Source organism: Rhizobium sp. BT04, from assembly GCF_030053135.1.
Lineage (GTDB): Bacteria > Pseudomonadota > Alphaproteobacteria > Rhizobiales > Rhizobiaceae > Rhizobium > Rhizobium binxianense.
Window position 1 is genome coordinate 364,318 of sequence record NZ_CP125652.1, and the last position, 14,143, is coordinate 378,460.

Annotated in this window: 15 protein-coding genes; 12 read left to right on the forward strand and 3 right to left on the reverse strand. The window is 61.9% G+C overall.

Going from position 1 to position 14,143, the window contains the following annotated elements:
- Window positions 1–63: 63 nt before the first annotated feature.
- The 7 genes from QMO82_RS10215 to QMO82_RS10245 all read left to right on the forward strand — a co-directional run bounded on the left by QMO82_RS10215 (window position 64) and on the right by QMO82_RS10245 (window position 6,376).
- On the forward strand, window positions 64–255 hold the full coding sequence (locus tag QMO82_RS10215; protein ID WP_003538990.1) for a twin-arginine translocase TatA/TatE family subunit: 192 nt from the start codon (window positions 64–66) through the stop codon (window positions 253–255).
- 51 nt (window positions 256–306) lie between these two features.
- Window positions 307–918: a Sec-independent protein translocase protein TatB gene (gene tatB / locus QMO82_RS10220; protein ID WP_183607556.1), complete on the forward strand. Its 612-nt coding sequence runs from the start codon at window positions 307–309 to the stop codon at window positions 916–918.
- Entirely contained in the window at window positions 915–1,742 is an 828-nt protein-coding gene (gene tatC, locus QMO82_RS10225) for a twin-arginine translocase subunit TatC (protein WP_183607555.1), read from the forward strand. Before tatB ends, tatC begins: the two co-directional genes overlap by 4 nt.
- 100 nt (window positions 1,743–1,842) lie before the next feature.
- Window positions 1,843–3,126, forward strand: coding sequence for a serine--tRNA ligase (serS, locus tag QMO82_RS10230; protein ID WP_183607554.1), 1,284 nt, complete (start codon window positions 1,843–1,845; stop codon window positions 3,124–3,126).
- A gap of 4 nt (window positions 3,127–3,130) precedes the next feature.
- A complete protein-coding gene (surE, locus tag QMO82_RS10235) occupies window positions 3,131–3,904 on the forward strand; it encodes a 5'/3'-nucleotidase SurE (RefSeq protein WP_017964058.1) in 774 nt (257 codons plus the stop codon).
- A complete protein-coding gene (locus QMO82_RS10240; RefSeq protein ID WP_183607553.1) occupies window positions 3,901–4,554 on the forward strand; it encodes a protein-L-isoaspartate(D-aspartate) O-methyltransferase in 654 nt (217 codons plus the stop codon). The genes surE and QMO82_RS10240 overlap by 4 nt, the downstream gene beginning before the upstream one ends.
- Before the next feature lie 229 nt (window positions 4,555–4,783).
- Window positions 4,784–6,376: a peptidoglycan DD-metalloendopeptidase family protein gene (locus QMO82_RS10245; RefSeq protein ID WP_183607552.1), complete on the forward strand. Its 1,593-nt coding sequence runs from the start codon at window positions 4,784–4,786 to the stop codon at window positions 6,374–6,376.
- 104 nt (window positions 6,377–6,480) lie between these two features.
- Here QMO82_RS10245 and QMO82_RS10250 read toward each other — a convergent pair whose 3' ends face one another.
- A complete protein-coding gene (locus QMO82_RS10250) occupies window positions 6,481–7,347 on the reverse strand; it encodes an ATP-binding protein (protein ID WP_183607551.1) in 867 nt (288 codons plus the stop codon).
- Window positions 7,348–7,551: 204 nt separating this feature from the next.
- Here QMO82_RS10250 and yajC point away from each other — a divergent pair, with 204 nt between their 5' ends.
- The 5 genes from yajC to QMO82_RS10275 all read left to right on the forward strand — a co-directional run bounded on the left by yajC (window position 7,552) and on the right by QMO82_RS10275 (window position 12,275).
- Window positions 7,552–7,899, forward strand: a complete 348-nt coding sequence (gene yajC / locus QMO82_RS10255) for a preprotein translocase subunit YajC (RefSeq protein ID WP_097618919.1) — start codon at window positions 7,552–7,554, stop codon at window positions 7,897–7,899.
- A 44-nt stretch (window positions 7,900–7,943) separates the two neighbouring features.
- Window positions 7,944–10,484 (forward strand): protein translocase subunit SecDF, encoded by a 2,541-nt coding sequence (secDF, locus tag QMO82_RS10260; protein ID WP_183607550.1) that lies wholly within the window; start codon window positions 7,944–7,946, stop codon window positions 10,482–10,484.
- Between the two features lie 4 nt (window positions 10,485–10,488).
- Complete coding sequence (locus QMO82_RS10265) at window positions 10,489–10,875, forward strand: Mth938-like domain-containing protein (RefSeq protein ID WP_183607549.1); 387 nt, start codon at window positions 10,489–10,491, stop codon at window positions 10,873–10,875.
- A gap of 2 nt (window positions 10,876–10,877) precedes the next feature.
- Window positions 10,878–11,735, forward strand: a complete 858-nt coding sequence (locus tag QMO82_RS10270; RefSeq protein WP_183607548.1) for a phytoene/squalene synthase family protein — start codon at window positions 10,878–10,880, stop codon at window positions 11,733–11,735.
- A 72-nt stretch (window positions 11,736–11,807) separates the two neighbouring features.
- Window positions 11,808–12,275: a hypothetical protein gene (locus QMO82_RS10275; protein ID WP_183607547.1), complete on the forward strand. Its 468-nt coding sequence runs from the start codon at window positions 11,808–11,810 to the stop codon at window positions 12,273–12,275.
- A 7-nt stretch (window positions 12,276–12,282) separates the two neighbouring features.
- On the opposite strand, the gene trmFO is transcribed toward QMO82_RS10275, so the two are convergent.
- Window positions 12,283–13,719 (reverse strand): methylenetetrahydrofolate--tRNA-(uracil(54)-C(5))-methyltransferase (FADH(2)-oxidizing) TrmFO, encoded by a 1,437-nt coding sequence (gene trmFO / locus QMO82_RS10280; RefSeq protein ID WP_183607546.1) that lies wholly within the window; start codon window positions 13,717–13,719, stop codon window positions 12,283–12,285.
- Window positions 13,720–13,812: 93 nt separating this feature from the next.
- Window positions 13,813–13,956: a DUF1127 domain-containing protein gene (locus QMO82_RS33805; protein WP_003573524.1), complete on the reverse strand. Its 144-nt coding sequence runs from the start codon at window positions 13,954–13,956 to the stop codon at window positions 13,813–13,815.
- Window positions 13,957–14,143: the final 187 nt, after the last annotated feature.

The window sequence follows — 14,143 nt, forward strand, 5'->3', positions numbered from 1 at the left end:
GATGTTGGAAACGGTGTCGGAAATCCTTACATCGTGGGAACATAGAAACAGGGAGTTAGCGTAATGGGTTCTTTTAGCATGTGGCACTGGCTGATCGTTCTGGTCATCGTGCTGTTGTTGTTCGGTCGCGGCAAGATTCCGGAACTGATGGGCGACGTTGCCAAGGGCATCAAGAGCTTCAAGAAGGGCATGACGGACGAGGACGCGCCGGATACGGCAAAGACCGTCGATCACAAGGCCGACGAAACGAAGTAAACAAGTCCGGGAAAAAGCGCAGCCCCCGCGCTTCCCGTCCAGGAGCCTTGCATGTTCGATATTGGCTGGACCGAGCTTTTGGTCATCGCGGTCGTCCTGATCGTGGTTGTCGGTCCCAAGGATTTGCCGCCGATGCTGCGCGCTTTCGGCAAGATGACGCAGCGTGCCCGCAAGGTGGCGGGTGAATTCCGGGCGCAGTTCGACGAGGCGTTGCGTGAAGCCGAGCTTGACGATGTCCGCCAGACGATCAGCGACGCCCAGAAGCTCAACCCGGTCAACAGCCTGCGCGAGGCGATGAACCCGCTTCGCCAGATGGGCAACGAGATCAAGGCCGACCTGCAGAAGGCGACCGTGGTCACGGAAAACAAGACCGAGGTGCCGGCTGCTGCCGTTTCGGCCCCGACGCCGTCGATGAGCTTGCCGGAAACGCCGCCGCTGGTGTCGGCGCCTGCGCAGCCTGAACCTGTCGCAGCAGCGGCTGTCCAGGCCGATACGCTTGCCGCCAAGCCGAAACCCGTGCGCAAGCCGCGCGTGAAGGCTGCCGACAAGGTCGATGCTGCGGCGACCGTTGCCGTGCCTGTGGAAAAACCGAAGCGCACGACGGCAGTCAAAAAGACTGCAACGCCGAAGAAGCCGGCGCAGACGAAGAAGGACGAGGCATGAGCGGTGATATCGAAGACAAGCCGCAGCCGCTGATCGAGCACCTGATGGAGCTGCGCACACGGCTGATCTGGTCGATCGGCGCGTTTTTCGTCGCCTTCATCGCATGCTTCTTTTTTGCCAAGCATCTCTTCAACTATCTGGTCATTCCCTACAAGACAGCCGTAATTTGGGCGCATCTCGACGTCGAGAAGGCTCAGCTCATCTATACCGCGCCGCAGGAATTCTTCTTCACCCAGGTCAAGGTGGCGATGTTCGGCGGCCTGGTGGTCGCTTTCCCGATCATTGCCGCCCAGGTCTACAAGTTCGTTGCCCCCGGCCTTTACAAGAATGAGCGCCAGGCCTTCCTGCCGTTCCTGATCGCCTCGCCGGTCCTGTTCCTGATGGGCGGCGCGCTCGTCTATTTCTTCTTCACGCCGATGGTCATGTGGTTCTTCCTGTCGATGCAGCAGGCGCCGGGTCACGACGAGGTGGCGATTTCCCTGATGCCGAAGGTCTCGGAATATCTGAGCCTGATCATGACGCTGGTCTTCTCCTTCGGCCTCGTCTTCCAGCTGCCTGTGGTCACCACGCTGCTTGCCCGTGTCGGTCTTCTGACGTCGCAATGGCTCGCCGAAAAGCGCAAGTTCGCCATCGTGCTGGCCTTCGTCGTCGCCGCCGTGTTGACGCCGCCGGATCCGATGTCCCAGATCGGCCTTGCGATACCGACGATCCTTCTCTACGAGATTTCCATCCATGCGGCGCGACTCGTGGAGCGCCAGCGTGCCCGGCAGGCGGTCGAAAAGGACACCGGATCCGCGGACGTTGCCAAGACGGACAGTGTCTGAGCGGCGATCCCAATCCCCTTTGTGAACGCCGCTTAACATCCGGTCGAGGCCTGATCAGGCTTTGGCCGGGTCATTTCTGTTGCAACGACCTGGAACGACGATGCTCGATATCAAATGGATCCGTGAGAATCCCGAAGCGCTCGATGCCGCCCTTGCCAAGCGCGGTGCCGAGCCTCTGGCCCAAAGCCTCGTCACCCTCGATGAAAAGCGCCGCTCCGCCGTGCAGAAGGCGCAGGACTTGCTGTCCCGCCGCAACCTCGCCTCCAAGGAGATTGGCGCGGCGATGGCCCAGAAGAACGGCGAGCTTGCCGAGAAGCTGAAGGCCGAGGTCGCCGAACTGAAGACGCTGCTGCCGGTGATCGAGGAAGAAGACCGGCAACTGACGGCCGAACTCAACGATGCCCTTTCGCGCATCCCGAATATCCCCTTTGATGACGTTCCGGTCGGCAAGGACGAGCACCACAATGTTGTCACCCGTGTCGTTGGCGAAAAGCCGCGCTGGAACCACACGCCTAGGGAACACTTCGAAATCGGCGAGGCGCTCGGCTACATGGATTTCGAGCGCGCCGCCAAGCTCTCCGGCTCGCGCTTCACGGTTCTGACGGGGCCGCTGGCGAAGCTCGAGCGGGCGCTCGGCCAGTTCATGATCGATCTCCACACCCGCGAGCACGGCTATACCGAAGTCAGCTCGCCGCTGATGGTGCGCGCCGAGGCGGTGTTCGGCACCGGCAGCCTGCCGAAGTTCGAAGAAGACCTCTTCAAGACCACGGATGGCCGCTATCTCATTCCGACGGCGGAGGTGACGCTGACCAATCTGGTGCGCGAGGAAATCCTCGATCAGGAAAAGCTGCCGCTGCGCTTCACCGCGCTGACGCCGTCCTTCCGTTCGGAAGCAGGCTCTGCCGGCCGCGACACGCGCGGCATGCTGCGCCAGCACCAGTTCTGGAAATGCGAACTCGTCTCGATCACCGATGCCGAAAGCGCCGTTGCCGAGCATGAGCGGATGACCGCCTGCGCCGAGGAGGTGCTGAAGCGCCTCGGCCTGCATTTCCGCACCATGACGCTCTGCACCGGCGATATGGGCTTCGGCTCGCGCAAGACCTACGATCTCGAAGTCTGGCTGCCGGGGCAGAATGCCTTCCGTGAAATCTCTTCCTGCTCGGTCTGCGGCGATTTCCAGGCTCGGCGGATGAATGCGCGCTACCGCGGCAAAGACGACAAGAGCAACAGGTTCGTCCATACGCTGAACGGTTCCGGCACTGCCGTCGGCCGCTGCCTGATCGCGGTCCTCGAAAATTATCTGAACGAGGATGGTTCCGTCACGATTCCGGACGTTTTGCTCCCCTATATGGGCGGATTGACCAAAATCGAACGGGCGGCCTGAGGCGATGCGCATCCTGCTTACGAATGACGACGGCATTCACGCCGAAGGGCTCGCCGCCCTGGAGCGGATCGCGCGCACACTGTCGGACGACGTCTGGATCGTGGCGCCGGAGACCGACCAGAGCGGCCTTGCCCATTCGCTGAGCCTGTCCGAACCGTTGCGGCTGCGCAAGATTTCCGACAAGCATTTCGCGCTGCGCGGCACGCCGACCGATTGCGTCATCATGGGCATCCGGCAGGTGATGGACATCAAGCCCGATCTCGTGCTGTCAGGCGTCAATTCAGGCTCGAACGTCGCCGACGACGTCACCTATTCCGGCACGATCGCCGGCGCCATCGAGGGCACCATGCAGGGTGTGCGCTCCTTCGCGCTGAGCCAGGCCTATCTCTACGAGGACGGTGCGCGCATCGTGCCCTGGGAAGTCTGCGAGACGCATGCGCCGGCTCTTCTGGAAAAGCTGATGGTGCTCGACCTGCCGGAGGGCACGTTCCTCAATCTGAACTTTCCGAATTGCCGTCCCGATGAGGTCGATGGCGCCGAGGTGACCATGCAAGGCAAGCTCGCCTTCAACCTGCAGGTCGATGCTCGTTCCGATGGCCGCGGTTTTCCCTATTACTGGCTGAAATTCGGCGAACGCGCCGGCGCCTTCATCGAAGGCACCGATATTCACGCTTTGAAGCATAACAAGATTTCGGTAACGCCTTTGAAACTGGATCTGACCGATTATTCCGTAACGGACCGCGTGGCGCGGGCCTTGGGATACGGAGCACAGGTTTGACGGCAAGACTGGCCGAGAAGGAGGGCTTTGCGGCGCTCGTCCTCAGATTGCGTGCCGAAGGCATCTCCGACCTCGATCTGCTGACGGCGGTCGAGCAGACGCAGCGCTCGCTCTTCGTGCCGCCGCAATTTGCCGATGACGCCTATTCGAGCCGGACGATTCCGATCGAATGCGGCTCCTTCCTTGAAGGCATCGATTTTGTCGTCCGCATCCTGCATCACCTCAAGGTCAAACCGGGACAGCGCGTCCTGGAAATCGGTACCGGCAGCGGCTTTACCGCCGCCGTCATAGGCCGCATGGCCGAGCGTGTTCTGTCCATCGACCGCTACAAGACACTGACATCGGCTGCGCAGCGGCGCATGGAATCGCTTTCTCTGCGCAACGTCATCATCCGCCACGCCGACGGCAGCGCCGGCATGCAGGGTGAGGGCACCTTCGACCGCATCCTGGTGACGGCGGCCTTCAACGCGATGCCGCGCTTTTATACCGACCAGCTGGTTTCCGGCGGCTCGATGATTGCGCCGCTGATGATTTCCGAGAACGAATGTCGCATGGTGCGGCTGACCAAAACCGGCAGCCGCTTCGAACGCGAGGAACTGTTCGAAGCACCATACCTGCCGATCGTTCCGCGCCTTGCCTCGCTGCTATAGGTGCAGATGATTTCAGCCGGATCGGCCTAAAATCTGAACATCCATCACGATCAGAGAGGCCGCTCGCCGTTTTCGAGATGATGCTCCGTGCACCTGCGATTTTTCACCCGTAAGCTATGGTTATCAACTTCTCAAAAATATCGCACTGATTCCAGCATCTTAACCGTGTGGTAATACTAACGCGTTTTAATAGACTCACAAATGGTTGCGTTCTCAGTGGGTCGAGTCAATGCGTTTCAGTCTTTCGCCGAAGTTCGGGAAGTCAGCCGGTAATCTTCTGGTTGTGGGTCTGCTTGCAAGTGCCGCAACAGGCTGCAGTTCCGATGTGACACGGTTCGGCGGTTTGTTTTCTTCCTCAGGGCAGGATCAGATCACCACCAGTTCCATTCCGCGCAGGGGCGGTTCTCAGGCTGATCCGGTGCCGCGCGCCGATCTCGGCGGCTCTGCCGTTGCCAGCCAGTCGGGTTACGGCGGCGGCAATGATGCGCTGAACCAGCCCTATCCCTCGCGTCCGAGCTACGATCCGGTCCGTACGTCGAGTGCGCGCATGGCTTCCGCGCCGGTTTCGGTGCAGCGTTCCGAGCTTGCTGCGCCGACGGCGGTTGCGCCCTCCCGGCAGCGGGAAAGGGAAGTCGCGCTCGCTCAGCCTTTCCCGGCCTCACCGCAGGCTGAAAAGCCCCGTTTGGTGGCTCCCGCGCAGCCGAAGGTAACGCCCGATCCCCTGACGACGGGCACGACGCCCAAGGTCTCCGGCTGGTCCGCGACCAATGCGCCGTCCGTGACGCTGCGTCCGGGTGAAAGCATCGCCACGCTCGCCAGGCGCTACGGTGTTCCGGAAAAGGAAATCCTGCGCGTCAACGCCTTGAAGACGGCATCTGCCGCCCAGCCCGGCCAGGCGATCCTGATCCCAACCCTCAACGGCGGCAATGCCGCCAAGGCGGCGTCGCAGGCGGCCGATCTCTCCAAGCCCGGCCAGATGCCGGAACCGGCCAAGGCGCCGGAGCAGAAGGTTGCCGTCGTTCCCGGCGCCAATTCCGCCCGCGACAAGACCATGGCGAGCGCCGATCCCGCCGGCAAGATCCCGGCCGGTGCCGGCAAGGATCCGAAAGCGCCCGCCGGCAGCTATGTCGTCAAACAAGGCGATTCGCTGGCAAAGATCGCCAAGGCGACCGGTTCCAATGTCGACGATCTCAAGGCGGCCAACAATCTTTCGGCCAACTCGCTCCGCGTCGGCCAAGCCCTGAAGATCCCGAACGGCACTGCCGACAATATCAAGACCGCGTCGATCCCGGCCGAAAAGGTCGATCCGAAGCCGACCCAGCTGGCACCCGCCCAGCAGACGGCCTCCGCTCAGCCCGCGCCCTACAAGGCGCCGGCTGCCACCCAGACGGTCGATGATGTCGAGAAGAAGTCTGACGTCAGCTCGGCCGCGCCGGAATCGACCGGCATCGGCAAGTATCGCTGGCCGGTCCGCGGCCAGGTCATTGCTTCATACGGCGCCAACGTCAACGGCAACCGTAATGACGGCATCGACATTTCGGTACCGCAGGGCACGCCGATCAAGGCCGCCGAAAACGGCGTCGTCATCTATGCCGGCAACGGCCTGAAGGAACTCGGCAACACGGTTCTGGTTCGTCACGACGACGGCACCGTCACCGTCTACGGCAATGCCGATACGCTGAGCGTCACCCGCGGCCAGAAGATCCAGCGCGGCCAGACCGTCGCCGTCTCCGGCATGAGCGGCGACGTCAAGCAGCCGCAAGTCCATTTCGAGGTGCGCAAGGACGCATCTCCGGTCAACCCGATGACTTTCCTGGAATAGGTACAGCGTACCAGGAAGCGCAAAAGCCCGGCCAACAGCCGGGCTTTTGTTTTTTCACGCATGTCGCACCAAACTGTGCCGGATTGATGAGAAGTGATTTAGGCTCAGTCGATGTGAACGCGCATGCGCCCGGCGAGGTCCTGGATATACTGCCAGGCGACACGGCCCGAGCGGGCTCCGCGCGTCGTTGCCCATTCCAGCGCCTCGGCATGCATCTTGCCGCGGTCTAGCCCGAGCTTGAAGTGATCGGCATAGCCGTCGATCATGCCGAGATAATCCTCCTGGCTGCATTTGTGGAAGCCGAGCCAGAGGCCGAAGCGGTCGGAAAGCGAAACCTTCTCTTCGACCGCCTCCGACGGATTGATCGCCGTCGACTGCTCGTTTTCCATCATGTGGCGCGGCAGGAGATGGCGCCGGTTGGATGTGGCATAGAAGAGCACATTGTCCGGCCGCCCTTCGACGCCGCCGTCGAGCGCTGCCTTCAGCGACTTGTAGGCGGTGTCGTCGTGATCGAAGGAGAGATCGTCGCAGAAGACGATCACGCGGTACGGCGTGTCCTTCAGGAGGTCGAGCAGATTGGGGAGGCTGGCAATATCCTCGCGATGGACTTCGACCAGCTTCAGCGCGACGCCGCTTTCGCGCCTGACATCCTCGTGCACGGCTTTAACAAGCGAGGATTTGCCCATGCCGCGTGCCCCCCAGAGCAACACGTTGTTGGCGGCATAACCCTCGGCGAAACGCACCGTATTTTCATGCAGGATGTCGCGGACATGGTCGACGCCGCGGATGAGCTTCAACGCCACCCGGTTCGGCTTCTTCACAGGCTGCAAATGCTGCCGCATCGGCGCCCAGACGAAACAGTCCGCCGCACCCCAGTCGTTGACGGCAGGAGGCGGCCCGGCAAGGCGCTGGACGGCATCGGCGAGCCGTTTCAGTTCGGCAAGCAGGGCGGTGTTGATTTCCTCGGTCATCGCAGGCCTCCTGTTTTTCGCTGCGTCATTCCGCTTTGATCTTTCGATGCCGCCTACCATGGCGTTTTACCGGCGGAAAGGTTATGAGGCAGCGGAATCGGTACTGTTTCCGGCTGTTTCTGTTGCATTCATCGAAGCGGCAATTATAGTCCGGCAACCTGAAAAAAGAGGCGGAGTTCCGCCGCCAAGCCTGAGGAGTTTAGCATGTTCATCACCCCGGCATTCGCCCAGAGCGCGACCGACACCGCAACCGGTTTCGGCGGCTCCGGTTTCGAAATGATCATCCTGTTCGTGCCGCTGATGGTCGTCTGGTACTTCCTGCTGATCCGTCCGCAGCGCGCGCAGGCAAAAAAGCGTGAGGAGACCCTGAAGGCAATTCGTCGCGGCGACCAGGTCGTCACCGGCGGCGGTCTTGTCGGCAAAGTCACCAAGGTCGTCGACGACAAGGAAGTCGAAGTCGAGATCGCCGAAGGCGTTCGCGTTCGCATCGTCCGCAGCGGCATTTCGGACGTTCGCGTCAAGGGTGAACCAGTCAAGGCCGACGCTGCGTAACACACGATAATGGCAGGCCGCCGGATCGGAAGATCGTCGAGAGAATGTTGCATTTTTCCCGCTGGAAAACACTTCTGATTTGGCTGGCCGCGTTTGCCGCCATCATCATCGCTGCGCCCAATCTGCTCACCGAGGCGCAGCGTTCCTCCCTGCCGGGCTGGTTACGGCATGATCGCATGACGCTCGGTCTCGATCTGCAGGGCGGCTCGCATATCGTTCTGAAGGTCGAGCGCTCCGATATCGTCAAGGACCGCCTGGAAGAGGTGGTCGCCAATGTGCGTAACGCGCTGCGCGGCGCCGGAATCCGCTATACCGGGCTGACCGGCAACGGCCAGACCGTCACCGTCCGCATCACCGATCCGGCTGAGACACAGAAGGCGGTCGATCTTTTGAAGCCTTTGACGGTGGCCGGCGGGCATTCGGGACCTGAGGTCGCGCTGCAGCAGGGCGAAGAGGGCCAGCTCTCGCTGCAGATTTCCGACGCCGGCATCACTGCTGACGTCGCCGCCGCGCGGACCCGGTCACTCGATATCGTTGGCAGCCGCATCGCCGGATTCGGCTATGATAATTTCCTCGTTCGCCCCGATGGCATCGACCGGATCGTCGTGCAGGTGCTGGGATCGGTCGATGCCGAACGGCTGAAGAACTTGCTTAACCAGCCGGCCAAGCTTTCCTTTCATCTGATCGACGAAAGCATGACCGGGCAGGAGGCGCTGAACGGCCGCTGGCCGGCCACATCGCAGGTGCTCTATTCGCTGGACGATCCGCCGGTCCCTTATCTCGTCGACCGCACGGCTTTCGCCAACGGCAGCAACATGGTCGATATCGAGCCTGTCGTCGATCCGCAGACCAAGGATGGTTCGATTGCCTACCGCCTCGATGCCGCAAGCACGCAGCGGCTGGCTGAGGTGACGGGCCGGAATATCGGCAAGCACCTTGCCATCGTCTTCGACGACCAGGTGATGTCGGCGCCCAGCATCGATGCGGCGATCACCGGTGGCGAGGGTCGGATTTCGGCGAATTTCTCCGAGGACGGCGTCCGCGACCTGGCGATCATGCTGCGCGCCGGCGCCCTGCCGGCGACGCTGACGAGCGTTGAGGAACGCAGCGTCAGCCCGAGATTCGGCGCCGATTCCATCTTCAGCGGCCTTGTTGCCGGCCTCGTCGCGGTCGTGCTGGTCGCAGCACTGATGATCGCGCTCTACCGCATTCTCGGCGTCATCGCCGTCGTCTCGCTCTTCTTCAATCTGATCCTCATCGTCGCGGCGCTCAGCCTTGCCGGCGCGACGCTCACCTTGCCGGGCATTGCCGGCATCGTGCTCATCGTCGGCATGGCCGTCGATTCGAACGTGCTGATCTACGAGCGCATCCGGGAAGAGGAGAAGACCACCCATGCCTTTGCAGAGGCCGTCGGTCGTGGTTTCCAGCGGGCATTCGCAACGATCGTCGACGCCAATGTCACGATCTTCATCGCCGCCATCATCCTCTTTTTCCTCGGCAGCGAATCCATCCGCGGTTTCGCGGTGACATTGGCGGTCGGCATCCTGACGACCGTGTTCACGGCTTTCACGCTGACACGCTCGATTGTCGCGATCTGGCTGAGAGGGCGCCATCCCCGGCATCTGCCGAAGAGCGCCCTGACCCATCTTTTCGAGCATGCCAATATCCGGTTCATGGGGATCCGCCGTTATGTCTTTACGGCGTCAGCGGTCATCTCACTGATCGCCATGGCTGCCTTTGCCACCGCCGGCCTGCGTCTCGGCATCGATTTCACCGGCGGCTCGCTCATCGAGGTGACGGCGAAGCAGGGCAATGCCGACATCGCAGATCTCAGCTCGCGCCTCAATGATCTCAATCTCGGTGAGGTTAGCGTTGAGCGCACGGGCGGGCCGTCGAATGCGCAGATTCGCATCGCCTCCCAGGGCGGCGGCGAGAATGCCGAGCAGTCGGCCGCGACGCTGGTTCGCGGCGAGCTCCAGGAGGATTATGATTTCCGCCGCGTCGAGGTCGTCGGCCCCGCCATCTCGGGCGAATTGACGATGATGGCGACGCTCGGCGTGCTGGCAGCATTGGCGGCGATCCTGATCTACATCTGGATCCGCTTCGAATGGCAGTTCGCGATCGGTGCCATCATTGCCACGCTGCACGATGTCATCATCATGCTCGGTCTCTTCGTGCTATCAGGCATCGACTTCAACCTGACGAGCATCGCCGCCGTGCTGACTATCGTCGGTTATTCCCTGAACGACACGGTCGTCGTCTATGACCGGATGCGCGAGAACCTCAAGCGATACAAGAAGATGCCGCTGCCGATCCTGATCGATGCCTCGATCAACCAGACGCTGTCACGCACCGTTCTGACCGCTGCGACGACGCTGCTCGCCTTGCTGGCGCTCTATCTCTTCGGGGGCGAAGTCATCCGCTCCTTCACTTTTGCGATGCTCTTCGGCGTCGCTCTCGGCACCTTCTCTTCGATCTATATCGCCGCTCCTGTATTGATCGTCTTCCGGCTGCGGCCGGAGGCTCCCGACGAGGAAGAGAGCAACAAGACGGATGCTGGTGTAAGATCCGGCACGGTGGTTTGAAAACATGGCAAAAGGCATAGAAATCCGCGCGGCGCATTTTCCCGGGCGCGCGCCGATCGATACCTACGGCAATGGCGGCTTCCGCTTTGCCGACATGTCGCATCGCGGCTCGATCCTTTGCCTGCCCTCCGGCATTCATGGCTGGGACATGGATATGTCGAAACCGCTGTCGCCGGAAAATTTCCGTCGCGTGCTGGATGAAGCCAGTGATATCGAAGTTCTGCTCGTTGGCACCGGAACCGAGCTTCGCCGTCTGCCGGAGGAATTGAGGCTGGCACTGAAATCGCGCGGCATCTCCTCTGATCCGATGAGCACCGGGGCTGCGGTGCGCACTTTCAATATCATGCTCGCCGAGCAGCGCGCCGTCGCCGCGGCATTGATCGCGGTCTGACGATGTCGGAAGCGAATAGTACGACGAACCAGGAGATCTGCCTGACGATGCTGCGCGACAGCGATCGCGACCGCTATCTCGCCTGTCTTCTGTCGCCGGAGGAAAAGCGCGGCGCGCTTGCCGCCCTCTACGCCTTCAACGCCGAGCTTGCCCGTATCCGCGATCTCGTGCACGAGCCGTTGCCCGGCGAGGTCAGGCTGCAATACTGGCGCGACCTGCTGGAAGGCAGCGCGCATGGTTCGACAGCCGCCAACCCCGTCGCCGCGGCACTTCTGACGGCGATTGAAGCGCACCGCCTGCCGCGCCAGACGCTGATCGACATGATCGAGGCTCGCACTTTCGATCTCTATGACGATCCGATGGAGACACGTCTCTCGCTTGAAGGTTATGCCGGCGAAACTGCATCCGCCCTGATCCAGCTGGCAAGCCTCGTGCTTTCGCCTGAAGAGGCGGCTCGATCGGCCGACGCTGCCGGCCATGCCGGCGTCGCCCAGGCGGTTGCCGGCCTGTTGCTGCTGATGCCGCTGCATCGCCGCCGCGGCCAGGTCTATATTCCGCTGCAGATCCTGTCCGCCACCGGTCTCGACCGCGATGCCTTCCTTGCCGGCGACGACGGGCCGCGCATCTCTGCCGCCATCGAGGCCTTCGCCGGCCTTGGTTACGAACATTTGGCAAAGGCGAGGGCGGCAGGGCCGATTGCATCAGCCGTCTTTCCGGCCTTCCTGCCGGCGACGCTTGCCGAACCGGTGCTCGCCAAGGGGCAGAAACGCGGTGCCTTGCTATTCGACCGGCCGCTGCAGCCGCCGCAATGGCGCCGTCAGCTCAGGATGGCGCTCTCCGCAGCCCGGAGAAAAATCTGACGCCGGTCAAACTCGCGCAAGTCTCGCACGTTATAGCGCTGACACCGCTACCCCTTTGATCGGAGACTCGGCGTGGGCATTATCGTCTGGTGCGTTCTTTTCGCCATCGTCATCTTCTTTGCTTTTGTGGCCACACGCATGGCCGCACAGAACAGGGAAGACGGCCTGCATGACACGGGCCTCGCCATCATCGAGTTCGGCCGCGCCTTTCCGAACGAGGCGATCCGCCAGTTGCAGGCGACGGAAAACGGCCAAGCCATTTTCGTGCGCCTGCATGACGACAAGGCGGGATTCATGCGCAACATGTCGCGCCATTTCGCCTGCCATCTGATCGAGCCCGGCCGCGTGCGGGTCGTCAGCTCGGAAACGGGCAGGGGACTGGTGATCGACTTCCTCGATGCGCCTCATCACAACGGCGGTTTCGAATTCGCGTCCCCCAAGGAAGCCGCGGAAGTTTCGCTCTGGCTGCTCGGCAATTATATCGCCGAGTCGGATAAGGACCTGCCATCAGGCAGTATTTCGGCGGCCAACAAGCAGTAAGCGCTGCTTAGGCGCTTTCGGCAAGCGTTGAAGTCTGTTGCCCAAGCCAGGCGGCGCAGTCTGCAAGCGCGCGGCGCGCGATCAACTGCCGCTTCATAATCGTCTTGTCCTTGCCGCGGAACCGCTTGACGCCCTCGGGCTTGACGATCGAACCCGGCTGGAGCTCCGGAAACAGCCCGAAATTGATGTTCATCGGCTGGAACGATCGTTTCCCCGGCTCCTCGTCGGTGACGATGTGGCCACCGGTGATATGGCCGAGCAGCGAGCCGAGCGCCGTCGTCGCCGGCGGCAGCGAGATCGCCTCGCCCTTGCGCTCGGCGGCGGCGAAGCGGCCGGCCATCAGCCCGACGCTGGCGCTTTCGACATAACCCTCACAGCCGGTGATCTGGCCGGCGAAACGCAGGCCGGGCCGCGATTTCAACGTGAGCGACTGGTCAAGCAGGGTGGGGGAGTTGATGTAGGTGTTGCGATGCAGGCCGCCGAGACGGGCAAATTCCGCATTTTCCAGGCCCGGGATCATCCGGAAGATTTCCGCCTGCGCGCCATATTTCAGCTTCGTCTGGAAGCCGACCATATTGTAAAGCGTCCCGAGCGCATTGTCCTGGCGCAGCTGCACGACGGCATAGGCCTTGACCGTCGGGTTATGCGCATTCGTCAGCCCCATCGGCTTCATCGGCCCGTGACGCAGCGTCTCGCGGCCGCGTTCTGCCATCACCTCGATCGGCAGGCAGCCGTCGAAATAAGGCGTGCCTTCCCATTCCTTGAAACCGACCGTGTCGCCTGTGATCAGCGCGTCGACGAAGGCATTGTACTGCGCTTCGTCCATCGGGCAATTGATGTAATCCTTGCCGGTGCCGCCGGGTCCGACCTTGTCGTAGCGCGACTGGTACCAGCAAATATCCATGTCGATACTCTCGCGGTAGACGATCGGCGCGATGGCGTCGAAGAAGGCCAGCGAATCCGCGCCCGTTTCCGCCTGGATGGCGCCGGCAAGCGACGGCGCCGTCAGCGGCCCGGTGGCGACGATGGCAAGATCCCAGTCTCTGGGCGGCAGACCGATGACCTCTTCCCGCACCACCGTGATGAGCGGGTGGTCGTGGATCGCCTGGGTGACTGCCTCGGAGAAGCCATCGCGATCGACGGCGAGTGCGCCGCCGGCCGGCACCTGGTGCCGATCGGCAGTGGCCATGATCAGCGAGCCAGCCATGCGCATCTCGGCATGGATGACGCCGACGGCATTGCTGGTCGCATCGTCGGAACGGAAGGAATTGGAGCAGACCAGTTCGGCAAGGCCGTCGGTCTTATGCGCATCCGTGCCGCGCACACCGCGCATTTCATGCAGAATAACGGGAACGCCGGAATTGGCGATCTGCCAGGCGGCTTCCGAACCGGCAAGCCCGCCGCCGACGACGTGGATGGGGGAGTAGGAGGACATCGTGTTCATTCCGGGCTGATATCATGTCGACAGGTGCGATCCAACACCCCGGAATCAAAAACGGCGCCCCGAGGCGCCGTCTTGGAAGCATCGCGCTCGCTATTAGCGGAACGAGCGGGATGCGATATTGCGGATGTCGTAGCGGCTGACGCCGATGTCGGACAGGGTCTGGTTGGAGAGGCCGCCGAGTTCGTTGAGCGTACGGCGGTAGCTGAGCCAGCTTTTTGCAATGCGGATCGGGTTCATCGTCTTCTTCCTATGTCCGCGGGACGGCGGGATCGCCTGTCTCTCTGCGGTTGGTGTTTATATAGGCGATATCAGTCCTATTGTGCAGTGCAAATAAAAGGCGTCTGCCATGCAATTGTGCAATATGATGCTCGCAAATTGGGCGATGAATATTTTTTGAGCGGGCTAAGCAGGCGGGAAAACATGC